Here is a 21,077-nt window from a genome sequence, read left to right as displayed (position 1 = left end):
AAAAATAAGAATATTATGAAAATATTTAAATATATATTTTATTTATCAGTTATCTCTTTGGTTTCAGCAAATTTTTTTGGTTGCAGCAAATCAAATGTAGGATTAAATAGTAGTAATAACGAATCAAAAGCTGTTGTAGTGTCGTTGTCATTTAATGGAGATATTAACTCAGAGGATTCTCCTTTAACAAAAGCAACCACTGATGATCTTTATGGGGTTCAAATACAAGAGGTTGGGCAGGATAGTGTGACGCAAGGATTATTTGATAATGTTGAAGATATGAAGGTTGTGCTTTATACTAACAAAAAGTATAATATTACATGCACGATGATTAAAAATGGAAAGAAGGTTATGCCTGTTTGTCCGACATCTTATTATTTCCAAAACTATAAGTATTATAAAGCGCCAACAACTGATGGGTTCGCTCAGCCTTTCCTAAGGCTGGATTTGCATGAAGAAGGTCTTTATACTAAAGTTGAATATCTTGAATATTGTTTTACACAGATAAACAATGCTTTTTCCAAAGTGGGACCTTTTCAAAGATTCACTTACTTGGATTCTGCGTATGTTTATGATTCTCACTGTTCTATTTTACCTTTTGCCAATGCTACACATCCTTCCGTAATGAATCATGACACTCAAAATGACTACTTAGGGCTTGCTTGTCCACTTGATGATAAGTATCCAGAAGTAGATAGATTTTATGGCAAACTAACTAATTACACCCCAACCACTTATGCGCCTATTACACTGAAGCGTACTGGGTTTGGTTTAAAATATAAAGTTACAGGAGTAACTGATGGCTCTGTTTCCGTAGTCATAAAAAATAGTTATAAAACTTTCATTTCAAAAAGCGATATTACGGCTGATTACACTAGTGAAGATAAAATATTTTCATTCTACAATATTTTAGGAGCATGGCAATATGCTGATACTTACACAGAAACAGTGAATTTGGCTGTAGTTTGGACAAGAGGAACTGGCTTTGTGCAAGATCTCGGAAATGTTGATGTAGTTGTCAAGCGAAATGCAATGAATACAATCAATATCTCCTTAACATCCAGTAGTTCTAGTGCTGGCTTGGGAATCACAAAAGACGTTACTCCAATGGGTGGAACAACTGTAACGGTTCCTGTTGGTTAACTATGAATTCTTAATAGATATGTATCTATGAAAAATTATAACCTTGATGAATTAAAGGAAGAGTTTGTAAGAACTTACTTCCCTGATTATCCGGCAAATGCTACATTCTCACCTGATAACAGTGAGATTCTTGACAAGTCTATTAATGCGGCAACAGCAAGGAATCCAACTTATTATGCTGGATTAGACTTTAAAAGTAAAACAGAAATCAAGAAATTTTGGAAACAGGAACTAATGGAGGTTGCTAATAAATATAAAACATCAAAGCAATCTGTCGAGACATATATTGAAGATATTAAGTCTGTTAAAAATGCTGTAAATAAATATTTTGCAAACAAAGGTTGGCTGAATAATACTTTAAGTAAAGGAATGAGAATTTCCCATGCTCAAAAAAGTCTTTCTGTTTTCCTAAAATATTTATGGTGCATGAATAACAGAATGCCCGATCCGCCGTTTTGTCCTGTAGATTCTATGGTCCTTTACGAGTGCAAAGTTGATGGTTTGCGTTGGACAAGAATAGATTCTTCTGCTGACTTTAGACGCATTCTTGAAGGCGTGGCACGTACTGCAAAAGATTCTGGTTTTCCATCAATTGCTCAATGGGAACTGTGTCTATTCAATGATCTTAAGCGTGAAGAATAATAATGCGCTGAAAAAGTTAATCATAAAATAATTTAGACCAATTATGAATAAATTTTTTCTAGATATAAGGAAAATCGGTGTCTTTTTAATCATTTGTATATCAGTGTGCTTAGTGTCTTGTTCAAAATCTGAAAGTCCGAGCATAACTTTAAACAGCACTTCGGTTTCCATGGACGCAACAAACTCGTCAATGGCCATTTCCTTTACTACAAATGTTGATTGGACGGCTACGTCTACCGCAACCTGGCTTAGCGTCTCTCCATCGTCAGGTACCAGGGGCAGTGCTTCAATAAAAATTACTGCTGAGGCAAATCCGGATTACAAGACAAGAAGTGCAACTATAACAGTTACAGCAGGTTCCACTTCTCAAACAATTAGCGTAACTCAGGCTGAACGCAACGGATATATAGTGTCAGGAAATAGCTTTTCAATAGGCAAGGAAGGAGGCAACATCACCATTCCAATTCAGGCCAACATAGATTACAAATGCTCCGTTTCTGATGATGCGAAATCATGGCTAAGCGTAGTTAAAACTAAGTCACTATCTAATTATGAGATTGTGATTAGCGCAACCAAGAATTCGTCGTATGATTCCCGCAAAGGAACGGTTACAATTTCCTACGGGAGTGAAAGTACTGCGATTACGATTACTCAGAGTCAGACGGATGAATTGATCATTGACACAAAGGAATATGCAATTGGGAGCAGCGGAGGAGAGTTAAAAATTCCGATAAAAACAAATATTAGCTATACGTGTACGGCCTTGGAGTCGGCTGCCGACTGGATCAAAGTTAAGACATTGCAAACCAAAGGTTTAGAGGATTATTATTTGGTCCTAACGATAGATGCCAATAAAAATTATGACGGCAGGGTTGGTCAAATTAAGGTAACTGGAGCTGGAAAGGAAAGTTATATTACGGTGTCACAGAGCCAATTGGATGAGTTGATAATAACTACGACAGAATTTAGCGTAGGCAGTGATGGTGGAGTAGTTTCCATACCTATTCAAACTAATGCCTCATATTCAACATCTTTTTTAGGTAATGCTTCAGACTGGTTATCTTTCAATACCTCAGGTACTAAAGGACTTTCCCAATCTTATGTTTCAGTTAAAGTGAAAGGAAATACCGGGTATGACGGTCGAGTTGGTCAGATTAAAATAGCCGGTTCGGGCAAGGAAAGTATTGTTACAATTACTCAAAGCCAATTGGATGCCATAATAGTAGCACAGACGTCCTATACGGTTGATAAAGAAGGGGGAAGTATAGAGATTCCTATTAGTTCAAACATTACATGGGATTGCTCCGTAGTTGGAGAAGCCACAAGTTGGATTAACGCGTCCGTTAAGCAAAACACCAAGGGCTTGTCATCAAAGAGCTTGGTGCTGACTATCGCAAAAAATGAGAGCGGAAATGACAGGATTGGGCAAATACACATATATGGTTCAAATAAAGAAACATATATTACCATCAATCAGGTAAATGATGCGGAAACGCTAACTTTTACTGTCAACGGTGTTTCTTTTGAGATGATTAGAGTAGATGGAGGAACGTTTAGTATGGGAGCTACTAGTGAGCAAAGTAGCGATGCTTATAGCGATGAAAAGCCTGTTCATCAAGTCACTTTATCAACTTATTACATCGGGAAATTTGAGGTGACACAAAAACTTTGGAATGCAATTATGGGTTCTAACCCTAGTAATTTTATAGGTGATAAACTTCCCGCAGAAGGTATAACATGGGAAAATGGCCAGTTATTTGTCGCAAAGTTAAGCCAATTAACTGGGCGAAAATTTTCACTTCCAACAGAGGCACAATGGGAATATGCTGCTCGCGGTGGAAGTAAGAGCAAAGGGTATAAATACTGTGGCGGGAATACGTTAAACGATGTTGGTTGGTATTCGGATAATAGCAATGGTAGAACACATGAGGTTGGTACTAAATTATCTAATGAACTTGGTTTATACGATATGAGTGGAAATGTACAAGAGTGGTGTACAGATTGGTATGGCAGTTATAGTGATGCTCCGCAAACCAATCCCATTGGCCCTTCATCTGGTGCATATCATTTTCACCGAGGCGGTGGTTGGGCTAATTTATCTAGTTTATGTAGAGTCTCATATCGCTTCATAGGGTATGCAGATGATAATTTAACTGATAATGGAGTGAGATTGGTCCTTACGCCTTAACGAGAAATGTGCGTATTAAGATAATTAATAACTATGAAATGATATTGATTTAATATTTGGTTTATATCTGATTGATAGTTGTTAACCAAAATGTAAAAGCGAGTAGGTCTGATTAGCCTACTCGTTTTTTTGTTTGTCTAAATTTTTAGGATGTTGCCGTAATGTTTTAGTAGATATCTTAATAACAGTATTGTGTGTGAATTGCAAATTCTTTTTTGGATGCGTCTGGAGCCGCTTTTAAAACCTGCGTTAGAGGTGCATGAATTTGGGTTTTTGTTAATATGCTAATTTCCATTGTATTACAGCGTTGAACAATTTGCATTTTGATTTTTTAAACAGTGACAGCGTTTTGATTGCTAGGAGGTTAACTAAAACCCAAATATACGCTCTGTAGAGGCACTCCATTTAAAGTGCTTCTGGGGCAGGTTGCGGGGTAAGTTGTGGCATGTTGAGGCAGCTAGGGAAAAGGAATTGAGTTAAGCATGCTTTGCATGCAGAGCGGTGCGGCACAAAGCACCGCACCGCCTCGTGGTTTGACGCGCTGTCGCGCGAAGATGCACGCGCCTCCGGCGCGGCTACGCGGCTGCAGGCGGATGGGGCAGTGTGCTGATTGCCAGCAGAGTAGTGCGTTGTGCCTGATGTTGTGGCGAGTGCAGAGGCCTGCGGCCGCTCCGCTTGTGATCCTTCTGCCTTGTGAATCTTCCAAACAAAAAAATAACGGGCGAAAAACGCCCGTTATTTTTTTTACCTTTTTTGAATCTTCCTAGAACCTTTTTTTAATCAGGTAGTTGTTGCGGCCGGAGGAGTTGCGGCTAACCAACTCGGCTACGAAGCCGGTTAGGAAAAGCTGGATGCCGACGATGGCAGCAACGAGGGCGATGTAGAACAGCGGCTGGTCCGTTACGGCTCTGAATTTGAGACCGTTGCTCTGGGCAATCAGTTTGGCGATAATCAACCAAAGGGTGATGACCGCGCCGGCCAGGAACATCAAAGTACCAAGGACTCCAAACAAATGCATCGGCTTCTTTCCAAATTTCTGCAAGAACCACAAGCTCAGCAAATCCAGGTAACCATTTACAAATCTGTTCAATCCAAACTTGCTCTTTCCGTATTTGCGCTTGTTATGATGAACAACCTTCTCACCTATATTTGAAAAACCGGCATTCTTTGCCAGATACGGAATGTAGCGGTGCATTTCTCCATACACTTCTATATTCTTAACTACCTCATTCTTATAGGCTTTCAGGCCGCAGTTCATATCATGCAAATGAATACCTGTCACCCAGCGGGCCGTTGCATTATAAATCTTAGAAGGAATATTCTTTGTGAACTTGTTATCGTATCTCTTTTTCTTCCAGCCGCTTACAAGATCATAACCATCTTCCTTAACCATCTTGTACAGCTCCGGAAGCTCGCGCGGGTCATCCTGCAGGTCTGCATCCATCGTGATGACAACATCTCCAACTGCCTGAGCAAAACCGCTATACAGCGCCGCGGACTTTCCGTAATTTCTGCGGAAACAAATTCCGTGAATATTTCCATACTCCTTGGCCAGCCGCTCAATCTCCTCCCATGAACCGTCATTGCTGCCGTCATTAACCATCACAACTTCATAAGAAAGACCAGTGTCTTTCAAGGAGTTATGAATGCCGGCAATCAGTTCCGCCAAAGAGGGTTTCTCATTAAACAGAGAGATAACTATTGAAATATCCATAACTATTTGGGCATGTATTTATCGTTGGGGTCCTCAGGTTTATCACCGCCCGGCATGAATCTGCTCTCATCATTTTTATTCTCAGCGGGCTCGGCAGGCTTATCGGCAGGCTCTTCCGGTTTTGCATCTCCGGTCTTGTCTGGCGTAACATCCTCCGGCTTAGTGGTTTCTGAGTCTGCAACGTCATTATTGAAACTGTCGGGATTAAAATTATTAGCATCAAAATTATTGGGATTGAACCCCTCAACCGGCAGCTGCTTAACTGAACTTGCTATGATTGCAGAAACTATCAGGCCAAAAATTGTGCACCAGATTAACATTCCAAATGTCAAAATCATTGGAAGATTATTCATCACAGCGTTAATTGCATTCTCCTGCTCCTCATTCATTGAGCTGCCCTGCTGCGCCATGGCATCCTGTACTTTCTGCATTGTATCTGACTCAGTATTAGGAAATAACACCGTAACGCTCAAATACATGAAGCATGCAATCACAACTGCAGAAAGCAAAGAAACTAAAAATCCGTAGCTGAATGCCTGATTGTAAGTAGTTTCTCCATAGATACTTGCGCGCCTCAAAGAATATCTTTTCATAAAATACAGCAGCACCCAAATGGTAGCCACAATCTTGACTATCCAAATGATAACACCTAAAAATCCGCCGCTAACGCCCAGCGAGTTGATTACGGAACATACTATTGTTATAAGTGCAAGCAACAATCCGTCCAAGGAGGCGCTGCTTAATTTACCTGTCTCCTTAACAGGAGCTCCCATGTTGTTGTTAAAATCTTCCATATCGTTAAAATGTCTATTTTTCTTTTAGCTCCCGACAGTTTCTGACTCTTTTGTTAAGAATCTTTGGCAATGAGCCTTGCGGCCGGGTACCTCATTTGGCACAAAGATATAAAATTTGTAGATTTGTGCCCCTTTAAAAGGAGCGGACCGGTGCCGATGTAAGGCAGCGGACGCAAAACAATTTAAATAAAAATTTATGAGCAGTATTAAAATTACATTTCCCGACGGGAGTGTAAAAGACTTTGAAAAAGGCGTAACGGGTTACCAAATTGCACAAGGCATCAGTCCCCGTCTAGCCGCAGAGGTGTTGTCTGTCTCTGTCGACGGTCAGGTTATGGACCTGCGTCAACCAATTGAAAATGATGCAGCTATCAAGCTTAACAAATGGGAAGACGATGAAGGCAAGCTGGCTTTCTGGCACTCTTCATCTCACCTTTTGGCAGAAGCATTGGAAGCAATCTATCCCGGAGTAAAATTTGGAATAGGACCCGCAATTGAGAACGGATTCTATTATGATATTGATCTCGGCGACAGAGTTATTGTTGAGGCGGATTTGAAGAAGGTAGAGGATAAGATGCTTGAGCTTGCACGCACAGGCGAAGAGTTTGTACGCAAGGATGTTACAAAGGAAGAAGCATTGGATTATTTCACAAAAAAGAATGACCAGTACAAACTTGAGCTTATTAAAGATTTGAAAGACGGAACAATTTCTTTCTATACAAATGGAAAATTCACGGACTTGTGCCGCGGACCTCATATCATGAATACGTCTGTAATTAAGGCAATTAAGCTGACCTCAATTGCAGGAGCATATTGGAGGGGAGATGAGAAGAGACAGATGCTTACCAGAATTTACGGTATCACTTTCCCTAAGAAATCCATGCTGGACGATTATCTGAAAGTGCTTGAAGAGGCTAAGAAAAGAGACCACAGAAAACTGGGCAAAGACCTTGAGCTATTTGCATTTAGCGCAAAGGTTGGACCGGGTCTTCCATTGTGGCTGCCAAGAGGCGCCGAGCTTAGAATGCGCCTGGAAAATTTCTTGAGAAAAGTGCAGACTAATTACGGCTATCTGCCTGTAATTACACCTCATATCGGACAGAAGGAACTTTACGTAACCAGCGGACACTGGGCAAAATACGGCAAAGATTCATTCCGCCCAATTACAACTCCGCAGCCGGGAGAAGAGTTCTTGCTTAAGCCAATGAACTGCCCTCACCACTGTGAAATCTATAAGACAAAACCTCGTTCTTACAGGGATCTTCCTTTAAGATATGCAGAGTTCGGAACAGTTTATAGATATGAGCAAAGCGGTGAATTGCACGGACTTACAAGAGTGCGCGGTTTCACACAGGATGATGCCCATTTGTTTGTAAGGCCGGACCAGCTGCATGATGAGTTCTGCAAGGTTATAGACATTGTGCTTTACATCTTTAAGACTCTTAAGTTTGACCAGTATACCGCTCAAATTTCTTTGAGAGATAAAACTGACCACTCTAAGTATATAGGTTCAGATGAAAATTGGGAGAGAGCAGAGAAGGCCATCATAGATTCAGCAGCGGAGAAAGGTTTGAAGACCAAGGTTGTATACGGAGAGGCTGCATTTTACGGACCTAAGCTGGACTTTATGGTAAAGGATGCAATCGGCCGTCAGTGGCAGCTTGGAACAATCCAGGTAGATTACAACTTGCCTGAGAGATTTGGCTTGGAGTACACCGGAGCTGATGACAAGAAGTACCGCCCGATTATGATTCACCGTGCGCCGTTTGGCTCTATGGAGCGCTTTGTGGCTGTCCTTCTGGAACATACGGCCGGCAATCTGCCTTTATGGCTGACTCCTGACCAGTGCGTAGTGCTTCCTGTAGGGGAGAAATTCAACGATTATGCAAAAAAAGTTTGCAATTCTCTGAAAAATTCCGAAATTCGCGCCGCGCTTGATGACCGCAATGAGACTATAGGTAAGCGTATTAGAGAGAATGAGATAAAGAAAATGCCTTATTTGCTGATAGTAGGTGAGAAGGAAATGGGTGCGGAGACTGTTTCAGTAAGGCAGCAGGGCAGCAAAGACCTTGGAGTTATGAAGGTTACAGAGTTTGCAAAATTCATTCAGGACAAGGTAAAGGAGGAGATGGGTGAGCCTGCAAAACCAGAAAATGTTTAATTTAATTATAGGAGGACAAATTTATCGCACCATTTAAACCCAAGCCGCACTTTGGGGGTTTTCATAAACCTCAAGGGGCCAATCATTTTTACAAACCGGCAGGAACCGGGCCAGCCAATAACAACAACGGCAATAAAGCCGGTGGAAACAATAACGGCAGGCCTTTTGGCGACAGAAGATTCAACCCACGCTTCCAGAGGAAGGAGGAGCAGGGGCCAAGATGTAATGAACAGATTAGAGTTCCGGAAGTCAGAGTAGTTGGGGATAATGTGCCAGAGCAGAAGGTTTATCCTATTGCTGAGGCACTTAAGATGGCACATGACCTTGAGCTTGACTTGGTGGAAATAGCAGAGAGTGCTGTTCCGCCCGTTTGCAAAATCATAGACTACCAGAAGTACGTCTATCAGCAGAAGAAGAAAGCCAAGGAGATGAAGGCCAATGCTTCCAAGCAGGAAATCAAGGAGTTGCGCTTTGGACCGCAAACTGATGAGCATGATTTTCAGTTTAAGCTTAACCACGCAAAAGAGTTCCTTAAGGATGGCGATAAAGTTAAAGCCTTTGTATATTTTAAAGGACGTTCAATAGTGTTCTCAGAGCAGGGAGAAAAACTTCTGCTGCGCTTTGCCCTTGAACTAGAGGAGTTTGGCAAGGCGGAGAAGATGCCTCTGCTGGAGGGCAAGAGAATGAGTATGATTATAGCACCAATTAAAAAAAAGTAAAAATATGCCAAAATTAAAGACCAATTCCGGTTCCAAAAAGCGTTTTGTGCTTACCGGATCGGGTAAAGTAAAAAGACAGCATGCTTTTCACAGTCACATTCTTACAAAGAAGACTACAAAGCAAAAAAGAAATCTGTGCTACTCAGGCGTAGTTGCCAAGCCAGATGAGAAGAGAGTAAAGAAGCTGATACTTTCTTAATTAACAATTATTTATTAACAGAGCGTTCAGCAGATAAAGCCTCTAAGGAGAGAGCGCTGACGTTCATAAAATTTTTTTATTATGCCAAGAAGTTCTAATTCGGTAGCATCACATGCACGCCGTAAAAAAATTTTAAAACAGACCAAAGGCAATTTCCACGCAAGAGCTAACGTCTACACCGTAGCAAAGAATACTCTTGAGAAGGGAATGACTTATGCCTACAACGACAGGAAGGATAAGAAAAAGAGCTACAGAGTTCTTTGGATCCAAAGAATCAATGCTGCTGCCCGCGCTTACGGAATGACTTATTCTCAGTTTATCGGCAAGCTTGCTAAAAGCAATGTCGGTCTAAACCGCAAAGTCCTAGCTGACCTTGCAATGAATAATCCTAAGGCGTTCGAGACAGTTATCAAATCTCTTAAATAGTTATCTCCTAAAGAGTTACTAAGGTGGACTTTTTTAGGAACAAATGGTTTAAGTTTGCCCTTTGGGGAGGCTTGTACCTTTTGTGGGTTATATGGCTTGGAAATTATTGGTGGCTTTTAGGCCTGCTGATAATCTTTGACATATACATCACAAAGAAGGTGCACTGGGCCTTTTGGAAGCGCAAAAAGAAGAATGTATCTGGCTCAGCGACAGGTAGTTCTGTGACGGGCGGCAATGCGCCGGCAGGCAGAACAACTACTGCTGATGCAGTGCTGGACTGGGTGGATGCTATAATCTTTGCGGTAATTGCCGCAATGGTTATAAAAATCTTCTGGTTTGAAGCCTATACAATTCCTTCATCCTCAATGGAAAAAACACTTTTCACCGGGGACTATCTGTTTGTTTCTAAAGTTGCCTACGGACCAAAAGTTCCGGAGACACCAATCTCTGTTCCGCTGGTACACAACACAATGCCGCTTTCAGGCAAAGAGTCATATTCTACCATTATAGAGAATAAGTACCGCAGGCTCAAGGGGTTTGGCCATGTTAAAAGAGATGATATTGTTGTCTTTGCTTTTCCCGACGGTGATACTGTTTTGAAGAAAGACCCGCAAGCTGATTACTATCAGATTGTTAGGCTGAACAACAATGACCGCGAGTTTGTAAAAACTTCCTACGGACCAATCATTGTCCGCCCAAGAGACAAGAAAGACAATTACGTTAAAAGATGTGTGGCTGTTGCAGGAGATGTGCTGCAGGTAATTAACGGACAGGTATTTGTAAACGGCGTAGCTGAGAAGCCTCACTCCGGCATGCAAAGTTCCTGGACCGTAGTTACAAAGGGGGACCAAATCAATTCCCAAATTTTGGATGAGATGAACGTAAACCCGGATGATGTTTACTATGACTCATCACTTCCCGGATATACGGATTTACCTCTTACGAAGGAAGATGCGGCAAGAATTAAGAAGCTCCCGATAGTTGTATCCATGAAGGAGAACATAGATGTTTATCCTCCGGATTATCCCGATTCTCCAATTATGCTGTTTCCGTTTACGGACGTAGTAAAGTGGACCAGAGATAATTACGGACCAATTTGGATACCGCGCAAAGGAGCATCTGTTTACCTTAACAAGACTACTCTTCCATTCTACTACAGGCTTATTACCTCTTATGAAGGCAACAAGCTGGAGGTAAAAGGGAATGACATATTGGTAAATGGAACTGTCGCGACTACCTACACATTTAAGCAAAATTATTACTGGATGATGGGAGATAACAGACATAACTCCTTGGATTCCAGGTATTGGGGCTTTGTTCCGGAAGACCACATTGTGGGAACACCTTCAATTGTCTGGTGGTCCAGCAACAAAGCAAAACATTTTCCATCTAACATAAGATGGAGCAGATTATTAAAAGGGGTAAGGCATATTTAATGAGACTTAAAATTTTAGCGCAGCAATTGGATTGAGCTAATGTTTAAGGCTGAGCAGCAATTAAATTTGTGATTTTGGAAAAAATATTAGATATTTGCACCCCTCAAAAGAAAATTATAAAAATTAGATAGTTATGGCAAAAGTTTGTCAGGTCACAGGAAAAAAGAGAATGATTGGAAACAATGTTTCCCACTCTAAGAAGCGCAGCAAGCGCCAGTTTGACCTAAATCTTAGAGAGAAGAAATTCTGGCTGGAAAGCGAGCACAGATTCGTTACTCTTAAAGTTTCTGCAGCAGGAATCAGAAACATTAACAAGAATGGTCTAGAGGCTGTTCTAAAGAATTCAATGGAAAAAGGTTACATAGATATTGTGTAAATAAAGAATTACATTATGCCAAAGAAAGATAACAGAATCCAAGTGATTCTAGAATGCACAGAGCAAAGAGCAAGCGGTGTACCGGGAATGAGCAGATACATCACAACAAAAAATAAAAAGAATACAACTCAACGTTTGGAGCGCAAAAAGTATAACCCTTATCTTAAGAGAGTTACGCTTCACAGAGAGGTTAAATAATTAATACGATAAGAGATGGCAAAGAAAGTAGTAGCAACATTCAGCGGTGACAAGTCACAGGCTAAAAATGTTGTAAAATGCATTCGCATGGTCAAGTCTCAGAAGACCGGCTCCTACTATTTTGAGGAGGAGATAGTTCCTATAGGCAAAGAGAAAGAATTTCTTGCAGGAAAAAAGAACTAAACCTTAAGCGAAACAAGACAGCTCCCGTGAATTTCACGGGAGTTTTTTTTTGTTCATGCTTTGCTTTGTATGGTGGTGTTTGCTTGCGTGCGGGCAAATGTTTTGTTAAATTTGCACACTTGCATCGGTACGTTCAAAGAGTGCCGGGAAACTGTATAAAATGGGACTATTCTCACATAAGAAAAAAGATTCAACAAGTAGCACCGGACTGGAGCTGGGTTTGACAAAGACTCGGCGCGGATTGTTTGAGCGTATTTCTCGTGCAATCCTGGGCAAAGTTAGCGTGGATGGCGAGGTGCTGGATAACATAGAAGAGGCGCTGATTGCTTCTGATGTGGGTATTGATACTACTTCAAAAATTATTGAACGCTTGCAGAAACGTGTTGAGAAAGAGAAGGTTGTAGGGACGGATAAAGTTATGCAGGTGTTAAAGGAGGAGGTAGAAGATATGCTCAATACTTCTCCCGACAGCAACGCAGCGCAGTCTGTCGGTGATCTGTCTCAAATAATTGATTTTAGCAAGAAGCCGTATGTCATTATGGTTGTAGGAGTTAACGGAGTAGGAAAGACAACTACAATAGGGAAAATTGCAGCGCAGCTTAAGGAGCAGGGGAAGAAAGTCATATTGGGAGCTGCGGATACGTTCCGTGCCGCGGCGGTGGAACAACTTGATATTTGGGCACATAGGGCAGGAGTGGAGATTGTGAAACAGCAGATGGGTTCTGACCCCGCTGCAGTTGCTTATGACACAGTTAATTCCGCGGTTGCTCAAAATGCGGACGTAGTGCTGGTGGATACTGCCGGACGCTTGCAAAACAAAGTGAATCTGATGAATGAGCTCACAAAAATCAAAAACGTAATGAGAAAAGTTGTGCCGGATGCACCGCAGGAAGTCCTTTTAGTTCTTGACGGTTCAACGGGGCAAAATGCTTTTATCCAGGCGCGCGAGTTCTCAAAAGCAACGCAGATAACTGCGCTGGCTGTCACCAAGTTAGATGGCACTGCAAAAGGCGGGGTTGTGATTGGAATTGCAAATGAGCTGCAGATTCCTGTGAAGTTTGTTGGAGTGGGGGAGAAAGTTGAGGATTTGCAAATCTTTGATAAGAAGGCATTTGTGGAATCTATTTTTGAGTAGAAAAAATAAGTATAGATAATTTTTAGACGAACATGAATATATCTTACAATTGGTTAAAGGAGTATGTTAAGTTTAATCTTTCACCGGATGAACTGGGAAGGGTATTTAACAGCATTGGCCTGGAGGTTGAGTCTCAGGAAGAGACAGAGGAAATTCCCGGAGGTCTTGCAGGTGTGATAGTTGCAGAGGTCTTGGAGTGCGTTGCGCATCCAAATTCTGACCATCTTCATATCACAAAAGTAAATACCGGAGAGGGAGAGCCGCTGCAGATTGTTTGCGGAGCGCCAAATGTCGCTGCCGGTCAGAAAGTTATGCTTGCCACTCTTGGTACTAAGCTCACGATAGGCGGAGAAGATGTCAAGATTAAAAAATCTAAAATTCGCGGAGTAGAATCTTTTGGAATGTTGTGTGCTGAGGATGAACTTGGAGTTGGAACAGATCATAGCGGCATCATGGTGTTGCCTGCTGATTCAAAGGTGGGTACGCCGGCCAAAGAGTATTTTCATTTGAAGTCAGATACTACTTACAGCGTAGATATTACACCTAACAGAATAGACGCCTCATCTCATATCGGAGTTGCGCGTGACCTTGCTGCTTATTTGAAGCTCAACAACATAGGAGGAGAGACAACATTTCCTTCAGTTGACGCATTCAGGGAGGGTGACGGAGAAGGAATAAAAGTGATTGTAAAACAGGGCGATGCAGCTCCGCGTTACAGCGGCGTTACGCTTAAAAATATTAAAGTTAAAGAGTCTCCGGAATGGCTTAAGAGCAAGCTGCTTTCAATTGGCTTGCGTCCAATCAACAACATTGTGGACATCACAAATTTTGTGATGATGGAGACGGGAAATCCAATGCATGCATTTGATGCCTCAAAAATAAAAGGCGGTCAAATTGTTGTAGATTTTTGCAAGCAGGGAACTAAGTTTACAACGTTGGATGGCGTTGAGAGAGAGCTGTCTGACAAGGACTTAATGATTTGCAATGCAGAGGAGCCTATGTGCATGGCGGGAGTTTTTGGAGGTCTGGACAGCGGCGTTAAAGATGAGACAACTTCTATATTTTTTGAGAGCGCTTATTTTAATCCAACGTGCATCAGAAAAACTTCTAAGCGCCACACTTTAAAGACCGACGCTTCATTCAGATATGAGAGAGGATGTGATCCTGCCATCACACTTTATGCGCTTAAACGCGCGGCTCTGCTGGCTCAGGAACTTGCTGGTGGAGAGGTTGTTGGAAAGGTGCAGGATGTTGTTTCAAAACCTGTCGAGAAGAAAATAGTAGAACTAAATTATGCAAGAATGGAGGCGCTTATTGGAAAGAAAATTGGCGCTGACACAATAAAGAAAATTCTGGAGTATCAGGAGATGGAATTTGTTAATTCTACTCCGGAAGGCTGTACTGTAAAAGTGCCGACATACAGAGTTGATGTGTACAGGGAATGTGATGTGGTTGAGGATGTTCTGAGAATTTACGGGTATAACAACGTGGACCTTCCGGACCACATGAGATGCTCGGTAAATGTTGCGCCAAAACCGGATCCTGAGAGAATAAGAATGATTGCTTCTGAATATCTTTCTGCAAACGGATTTATGGAGATGATGAATAACTCTCTGACAAAGAGCGAGTACTATGATTCTCTTCTAACTTATCCGCGCAAAAACTGCGTGATGATTTACAATCCGCTTAGTTCAGATTTAAATTGCATGCGCCAGACTTTGATTCTTAACGGCCTGGAGGTAATTGCGTATAACATTCACCGTCAGCAGACTGAGCTGAAACTTTACGAGGTTGGAAATGCCTATTTCTTTAATCCCGATTATGTAAAGCAGGAGGATGAGAAGAGTTCGCTAAAGGCTTATAATGAGCGTCCTAAGTTTGCAATGTTTATTACCGGAGAGGGGCAGAAAGGGTGGAGAAACAGTACGGTTGGAGGAGATTATTTCTCTTTGAAAGGCTATATGGAACTGCTGCTCAAGAAGTTTGGAGTAGAGCTTAAGGACCTGGATTATTGCGGCGCACCTGCCGATATATTCTCCGACGGTCTTTCATATAAAGTCCAGGGAGGAAAAGAAATTGCTGTAATGGGCACCGTATCAGCTGCCTTATTGCGCAAGTTCGGAATTAAGCAGAAAGTTTATGCTGCGGAAATTTCTTGGGATGTGCTGCTTAAGAAGATAAAGAGCAACAAGATGTCCTTTACGGAATTGCCTAAATATCCGGAGGTTAGAAGGGATTTGGCTTTGTTGCTGGATTATGATGTTTCATTTGCAGATATTCGCAAGGTTGCGTATTCTGTTGAGAAGAAGGTGCTTAAGGAGATGTCATTGTTTGATGTTTATACCGGGGATAAAATTCCGGAGGGCAAGAAGCAGTATGCGATTAATTTTGTTTTGCAGGATCCCGACAGGACTCTTACAGACCAGGCGGTTGAGGCTATCATGAGTAAGTTGCTTGAGACATTCAAAAAAGAATTTAAGGCTGAACTCAGATAAAATAAATTTTTAATAGTCCGCCGCAGCCGGCTCAGCCGCAGCCGATCCCTTTTGCTTTAGCAAAAATAGGGGAGGCGAGAATGGATAAGGCGAGACGGAGCTATTAAAAATTTATTTGAACTATTAAAAAGTAAAATACAGATTTGAATATGGAGAATCTATTGGAGAAATATCAATTTGAGCTGACCTCACAAACAATTGACACAGAACTGAATGAAGTCCGCGGCAACCTGCAGCTGATGATGACCGCAGAAAACTATGCAAAAAGCCTTGGCTTCATAGACCTGACCTCTTTGCACTCAACTGATACCACTGAAAAAATAACGCGGCTGGTTAAGAAAGTAAATTACTTCAACGCTCACTTCCCTGAGTATCCGCTTCCTGCATCAATCTGTGTTTACCCGAATTTTGCAAAAACAATCAAGGATGTTCTTAGCGTTAGCGGAGTGGATATTACAACAGTTGCGGCATGCTTCCCTACAGCTCAAAGTTTCCTGAATGTAAAAGAGCTGGAGTGCAAATGCGCCGTTGAAGATGGTGCAAATGAGATTGATATAGTGCTGGCTCTCAATGCTTTCATGAATGGGAATTATGACTATGCGTCAGAAGAAATCAAAGGGATAAGAGAAACTATCGGGAACAACATGCTTAAAGTTATCCTGGAAACGGGGGCTTTGGTAAGTATAGAAAATATTGCAACTGCCTCATTTTTAGCAATGGAGGCGGGCGCAGATTTCATAAAGACATCTACCGGAAAAATGGAGCCTGCGGCAACACCAATGGCGGCCATAGTAATGTGCAAGTGTATCAAAGCATATTATGAAAAGACAGGGAGAAAGGTTGGTTTCAAAGCTGCCGGAGGAATAAGAACTCCGGAAGATGCAATCACGTATCTTGCTATCACTCAAAGTATTTTGGGCAGAGAATGGGCAACTCCAAAATTGTTCCGCCTTGGTGCAAGCGGACTTGCAAACAATTTGCTGAGTGTTCTTAAAGGAGAGACTGTCAGTTACTTCTAAATTCTGTTCTTGCTGTCTATCAAGATGGTAACCGGGCCGTCATTTACAAGTTCAACTTTCATATCCGCTCCAAAAGTTCCGGTCTGAATTTCATGACCCATCGCGGAGCTTAAAGAAGAGATGAATTTCTCATAAATCGGAACAGAAATTTCCGGCTTTGCGGCGCGGATGTATGATGGACGGTTCCCTTTTGCGGTCATTGCCATTAGAGTAAACTGACTGATTAGCAAGATATTGCCGTTAATCTCGGTAATCGGAAGATTCATCACGCCGTTGGCATCATCAAAAACGCGCAGGTTTACAATTTTCTTTGTGAGCCACTCAATATCTTCATCTCCGTCATCCTCTCCAACTCCAACCAGAATCATAAAACCTTTTCCAATCTCACCTTTAACGTTTCCGTCAATTGTAACTTTTGCCCGTGTAACTCTCTGAATAACAACTTTCATAAAAACTCAGTCATTTTATTATCATGAATCTATCAAGATTTAACTTTGACTATCATGAATCTATGAAGATTACCCTTTGATTTGAACTTTGAAACCGGCTGCAACAAGCGGCTTTGCAATCTCCGCCATCTCCGCAGGGGTGACCTTCTGCAAATCTTTTGCGGGTGTGTCGCGGTCCAAAGTGTACATCATAATCTCTCTGGGTTTCAGCTCTTTAACAAGCTCCACCCATCTTTTGCAATGCTCCGCATTTCTGCAATCTATGCTCTTGCCGTCAACGGTGCCGCGCAAAAACATTGTCTGCAGAATAAAATTGCCTTTAAACAATTTTATATTCTCGATAGTTTTCTCCAATGAATATGCGGCATAAGGCCTGTCTATAAAATCTACATAATCCTTAATTGCAGAATCTATTTTAAGAATCGGATTATCTATTTTCATCAAGGCCTCTCTGACCTCCTTGCGTCCTACCTGTGAGGCATTTGTAAGGACAGAAACTTTGGCGGAAGGATAAAGCTCATCCCGCAATTTTAGAGTGATGTCCACAATTTCCGGAAACTCCGGATTAAGCGTTGGCTCTCCGTTGCCTGAAAAAGTAATTGAATCAACCTTTGTCCCCGCGGCATCCAGCTCTCTCAGCCTCTTCTCCAAAGCCTCTCCAACTTCCTCTTTTGTAGGGAGTTTCTTATCATTGTGATTATCCTTGTTCCATCCGCATTCACAGTAAATGCAATCAAAGCTGCAGAACTTTCCAAATTCCGGAAGCACGTTAATGCCAAGGGAACTGCCTAATCTTCTGCTGTGTATAGGCCCTACGATAATAGTATTATATAATTTTGTTGCCATGATATTACTTATTGACTATAAATATAATCCATTCAAGTTCAATCTGATATGGGAGAATTTTATTAAGCAAGACGTGTGGATTTGCTCTCCGTCGTGAGCTTAAAATTCTTAAAATCAATATTATCTATAAGCACAACCCCCGGTCTCTTTCCAACGGCGATGCTTCCAAGTTCTTCCTCTTTTCCAATGGCGGTTGCTCCGTTGATGCATGCCCATCCAAGAATTTCCTCCAGCGGAATTTCCGGAAAATGCTCTTGCACGCACTTGATTTCTTCCACCATTGACAATACCTTATTGCTTGACAGACTGTCCGTTCCAAGGCAAATTGTCAGCTCATTCCTGCGCATAAGTTCAAGCGGAGGAAGCGCGCGGTGAATGAAAATGTTTGAGAGCGGGCAAATAGTAAAGAACGGCTCAACCAATTTCTCTCTTGCGTAATCTATTGCCTTCTGGCTAATTACAACGTTATGAATAAGGTTTATTTTTCCATGCACCGGACTCTTTGAAAATGAAAGCAGCCTGTCAATAAAATAATGCAGAGCAGTTTTCCCCGTTACGGGAGGGGTAGAGAGATTGCGTCCTTTATAGTTCTCCTCAAGCGCTCCGGTCCCTTTCATAATCATATCCTCTTCCTCCTGGCTTTCCTGGGAATGATAAGAAAGATATCCGCTTTTAAGTCCCTCTTGTGCAGCCATTTCCAGAAGCTTAGGACTAATCGTGTAGCAAGAATGAGGTGTAACCGCTGCGTCAAGACCCATAGCGCGGGCCTCCTCCTGCAGTTTGATTCCTCCGTTTATAACATCTTGCGCATCTTTGGGTTCTGAGCCAAACAGCTCAACAAAAGTCCTAAAATATACAGGCGAATTTTTCTTCAGCTCAAAACTTTCATCACAATTGCTGATATCTGCGCACCCTGCAATCCCTTGATTATAAAAGTTTTCAAATTCAGCCTTCATCGCATTAAGACGTCCCTGCTTATCTACGGTATTGCGCAGCGCATTAATCTGATTAATGAAACCGCTCATTCCCGTAGCTTCTTCAAAAGCTCCCTTAAGATGAGATAACTCTATGTGGCAGTGAGCATTAACAAAACCTGGACAAATGATGCCTTTATAAAATTCAATCCCTCCGTCAGCAACTTCCTTTGGATTTTTCTCTGCGGCAGCTGCTACTTCAACATTACTTAACTGTCTGATTTCTAAAATTTCTCCTTTGTCGCCGATAGTTATGCACCCGTTTTTTATTGGGGCAAAACTCTTGTGTTCCGTGTTTGTAGTGAATAATAAATCTGCCGCTATCTTTCTCATTATTAGAATATTATTTGTAAAAAAGATTAATGAAAATTAGTGAATCCAGCCGTCTGTTTGCTCCTCCTTAGATTCTCTTTTTATTTGCTCCAGCTGCTTTTTGTTCATCTTTTTTTTATGAATTCCATTTTCCGGAAGCTTCTTGCCGGTGGTTAAAGTTCTGTCAACGGTCCCGTTGGATGAGGCTCCGTTCATGAAATTATTTTTGATTTCTCTCCCTTTCTTCACTTCTGATGCAGGGATATTTGCATTTCCGTTGTCTATCATATCTTCTTGAGGTACAAATACTTGACTAGCTGCAGGAGAAGCTGCCGGAGCAGAGCCCGAGCCTGAATTAAAACCTGGCAAGCTCATTACAAAGTTCTTTGTCTTTTTGATTTTTAGATTGTTCTGCCACCACTCGCTGTTCTGCGGAATGTCCGTGCAGAAAGAATCAAGCATGTTGCAGGTGTAATTTTCATACTGGGCTATAATCCATCGCTGAGCTCTAAGATTAGGATTAGCAGCAACATACGCGCCTCCTCTCATGATTACCGAGTCCATTATGGAGTAGTGGGAGCTGCCGGCCAAATCTGCGCCGCCAAGCTGATTCAACTGAGCCTGAAGAATTTCCTCCGCCTTCTTAAGAATTTTGTAATAGGAGTTATTGTCGCTCATATAATATTTGAGGGAGCTTCTGTACTGCTCAAGAGTGCAGCCGTACTTATCAAATATTGGCTTGTACATCAGCACGCTATCTGCCTGATTGTAAAATTCCGGATTCTGCTTTGCATACTGGTCGGCAAGATAAAGCTGTCCTGCAATCTCAGCCATTTTATTCTTATCCAGAACCTTAACATGACTCTTGCAGGAGATGCAAAAAGAGAGAGCCGCCGCGCAGAGAATAACCGCCGGAGACCACATCCTGTTCAATATTTTGCAGACCTTTTTCAAAATCATTACTGAGCCTCAGTATATCGGGCAAAGTTAAGTTTTTATTATTATTTTTGCCATAATGAAAATTAATCCTCCCAAATTCATAAAAAGGATGTTCCCAAAGTTCATTTGGAGTCTTCCAAATGACAGGAACGAGGTCTATCTTACTTTTGACGACGGCCCTCGTCCGGAGGTGACGCCTTGGGTACTTGACCAGCTGGACAAATACGGGGCCAAAGCGACTTTTTTTTGCCTTGGCAAAAACGTTGAGCTTTTCCCTGAGCTTTTCCAGGAGATTAAGAATAGGGGGCATGCTGTTGGAAATCACTCATATAGCCATGTAAAAGGCTGGGGCATGAAGACCGGGGATTATGTGCGCGATATTGATATTGCAGGGGATTTAATCCACTCAAATCTTTACCGTCCGCCTTACGCCCGCATCGGGCCAAACCAGGCGCGCGTCCTTGGAGAGCGCTATAACGCAATACTTTGGACAATTATCAGCAGAGATTACAATAAGCGTCTAAGCGGAAAAGGTTGTGCAAGAAATGTTGTAAAATATCTTGAGCCGGGCGTAATCATAGTATTCCATGATTCAGTGAAATGTGCTAAGAATCTGTGGATTGCGCTGCCTCTGGTATTGGAGGAGATAAAGCGCAAAGGACTTCACAGCGCACGCATAGAGTTGTAGCCAAATAGTAAAATTGATTTTTATCACGATAGTTTAATTAC

The 21,077-nt window shown here is 41.8% G+C and carries 21 protein-coding genes; 15 read left to right on the top strand and 6 right to left on the bottom strand.

Annotated features, from left to right (window positions below):
- Positions 1-15 precede the first annotated feature (15 nt).
- Genes LKM37_00265 through LKM37_00255 form a run of 3 tightly spaced genes read left to right on the top strand, consistent with a single transcriptional unit; the run spans position 16 to position 3,973 of the window.
- Positions 16-1,143: a hypothetical protein gene (locus LKM37_00265; GenBank protein MCI1719461.1), complete on the top strand. Its 1,128-nt coding sequence runs from the start codon at positions 16-18 to the stop codon at positions 1,141-1,143.
- A gap of 27 nt (positions 1,144-1,170) precedes the next feature.
- Positions 1,171-1,785: a hypothetical protein gene (locus tag LKM37_00260; protein MCI1719460.1), complete on the top strand. Its 615-nt coding sequence runs from the start codon at positions 1,171-1,173 to the stop codon at positions 1,783-1,785.
- A gap of 43 nt (positions 1,786-1,828) precedes the next feature.
- Positions 1,829-3,973 carry an SUMF1/EgtB/PvdO family nonheme iron enzyme gene (locus LKM37_00255; GenBank protein ID MCI1719459.1) on the top strand — a complete coding sequence of 715 codons (2,145 nt, stop codon included), beginning with the start codon at positions 1,829-1,831 and terminating at the stop codon, positions 3,971-3,973.
- Positions 3,974-4,736: 763 nt separating this feature from the next.
- On the opposite strand, the gene LKM37_00250 is transcribed toward LKM37_00255, so the two are convergent.
- The gene (locus tag LKM37_00250) at positions 4,737-5,687 is read right to left on the bottom strand and encodes a glycosyltransferase family 2 protein (GenBank protein ID MCI1719458.1); all 951 of its coding nucleotides are present in this window, start codon (positions 5,685-5,687) and stop codon (positions 4,737-4,739) included.
- A gap of 2 nt (positions 5,688-5,689) precedes the next feature.
- Entirely contained in the window at positions 5,690-6,481 is a 792-nt protein-coding gene (locus LKM37_00245; protein ID MCI1719457.1) for a DUF4199 domain-containing protein, read from the bottom strand.
- 196 nt (positions 6,482-6,677) lie between these two features.
- Here LKM37_00245 and thrS point away from each other — a divergent pair, with 196 nt between their 5' ends.
- The 11 genes from thrS (at position 6,678) to deoC (ending at position 16,828) form a co-directional block, all read left to right on the top strand.
- A complete protein-coding gene (thrS, locus tag LKM37_00240; GenBank protein ID MCI1719456.1) occupies positions 6,678-8,642 on the top strand; it encodes a threonine--tRNA ligase in 1,965 nt (654 codons plus the stop codon).
- A gap of 233 nt (positions 8,643-8,875) precedes the next feature.
- A complete protein-coding gene (infC, locus tag LKM37_00235) occupies positions 8,876-9,361 on the top strand; it encodes a translation initiation factor IF-3 (protein ID MCI1719455.1) in 486 nt (161 codons plus the stop codon).
- A gap of 4 nt (positions 9,362-9,365) precedes the next feature.
- On the top strand, positions 9,366-9,560 hold the full coding sequence (gene rpmI / locus LKM37_00230) for a 50S ribosomal protein L35 (protein ID MCI1719454.1): 195 nt from the start codon (positions 9,366-9,368) through the stop codon (positions 9,558-9,560).
- Between the two features lie 81 nt (positions 9,561-9,641).
- Positions 9,642-9,986, top strand: coding sequence for a 50S ribosomal protein L20 (gene rplT / locus LKM37_00225; GenBank protein MCI1719453.1), 345 nt, complete (start codon positions 9,642-9,644; stop codon positions 9,984-9,986).
- Positions 9,987-10,009: 23 nt separating this feature from the next.
- On the top strand, positions 10,010-11,422 hold the full coding sequence (lepB, locus tag LKM37_00220; GenBank protein MCI1719452.1) for a signal peptidase I: 1,413 nt from the start codon (positions 10,010-10,012) through the stop codon (positions 11,420-11,422).
- 133 nt (positions 11,423-11,555) lie between these two features.
- Positions 11,556-11,798: a 50S ribosomal protein L28 gene (gene rpmB, locus LKM37_00215; protein ID MCI1719451.1), complete on the top strand. Its 243-nt coding sequence runs from the start codon at positions 11,556-11,558 to the stop codon at positions 11,796-11,798.
- A gap of 15 nt (positions 11,799-11,813) precedes the next feature.
- Positions 11,814-11,996, top strand: coding sequence for a 50S ribosomal protein L33 (gene rpmG / locus LKM37_00210; protein ID MCI1719450.1), 183 nt, complete (start codon positions 11,814-11,816; stop codon positions 11,994-11,996).
- A 15-nt stretch (positions 11,997-12,011) separates the two neighbouring features.
- Complete coding sequence (locus LKM37_00205) at positions 12,012-12,179, top strand: DUF4295 domain-containing protein (protein ID MCI1719449.1); 168 nt, start codon at positions 12,012-12,014, stop codon at positions 12,177-12,179.
- Between the two features lie 160 nt (positions 12,180-12,339).
- Complete coding sequence (gene ftsY, locus LKM37_00200; GenBank protein ID MCI1719448.1) at positions 12,340-13,314, top strand: signal recognition particle-docking protein FtsY; 975 nt, start codon at positions 12,340-12,342, stop codon at positions 13,312-13,314.
- Between the two features lie 32 nt (positions 13,315-13,346).
- Entirely contained in the window at positions 13,347-15,809 is a 2,463-nt protein-coding gene (pheT, locus tag LKM37_00195; protein MCI1719447.1) for a phenylalanine--tRNA ligase subunit beta, read from the top strand.
- 149 nt (positions 15,810-15,958) lie between these two features.
- Complete coding sequence (deoC, locus tag LKM37_00190; GenBank protein MCI1719446.1) at positions 15,959-16,828, top strand: deoxyribose-phosphate aldolase; 870 nt, start codon at positions 15,959-15,961, stop codon at positions 16,826-16,828.
- On the opposite strand, the gene dtd is transcribed toward deoC, so the two are convergent.
- From dtd to LKM37_00170, 4 genes are all read right to left on the bottom strand, one after another.
- Positions 16,825-17,277, bottom strand: a complete 453-nt coding sequence (gene dtd, locus LKM37_00185; protein MCI1719445.1) for a D-aminoacyl-tRNA deacylase — start codon at positions 17,275-17,277, stop codon at positions 16,825-16,827. The two genes, deoC and dtd, sit on opposite strands and share 4 nt — an antisense overlap.
- Before the next feature lie 69 nt (positions 17,278-17,346).
- The gene (locus LKM37_00180; GenBank protein ID MCI1719444.1) at positions 17,347-18,123 is read right to left on the bottom strand and encodes a radical SAM protein; all 777 of its coding nucleotides are present in this window, start codon (positions 18,121-18,123) and stop codon (positions 17,347-17,349) included.
- 62 nt (positions 18,124-18,185) lie between these two features.
- Positions 18,186-19,430, bottom strand: coding sequence for an amidohydrolase family protein (locus tag LKM37_00175; GenBank protein ID MCI1719443.1), 1,245 nt, complete (start codon positions 19,428-19,430; stop codon positions 18,186-18,188).
- Positions 19,431-19,466: 36 nt separating this feature from the next.
- The gene (locus LKM37_00170; GenBank protein MCI1719442.1) at positions 19,467-20,333 is read right to left on the bottom strand and encodes a DUF4296 domain-containing protein; all 867 of its coding nucleotides are present in this window, start codon (positions 20,331-20,333) and stop codon (positions 19,467-19,469) included.
- Positions 20,334-20,424: 91 nt separating this feature from the next.
- Between LKM37_00170 and LKM37_00165 the strand changes: the two genes are divergently transcribed.
- The gene (locus LKM37_00165; protein ID MCI1719441.1) at positions 20,425-21,036 is read left to right on the top strand and encodes a polysaccharide deacetylase family protein; all 612 of its coding nucleotides are present in this window, start codon (positions 20,425-20,427) and stop codon (positions 21,034-21,036) included.
- Positions 21,037-21,077 lie beyond the last annotated feature (41 nt).

The sequence above is a fragment of the Bacteroidales bacterium genome, assembly GCA_022647615.1.
GTDB lineage: Bacteria > Bacteroidota > Bacteroidia > Bacteroidales > UBA932 > Egerieousia.
Note: the sequence above shows the minus strand (reverse complement) of the source record. Positions and strands in the feature narration are given on the sequence as shown.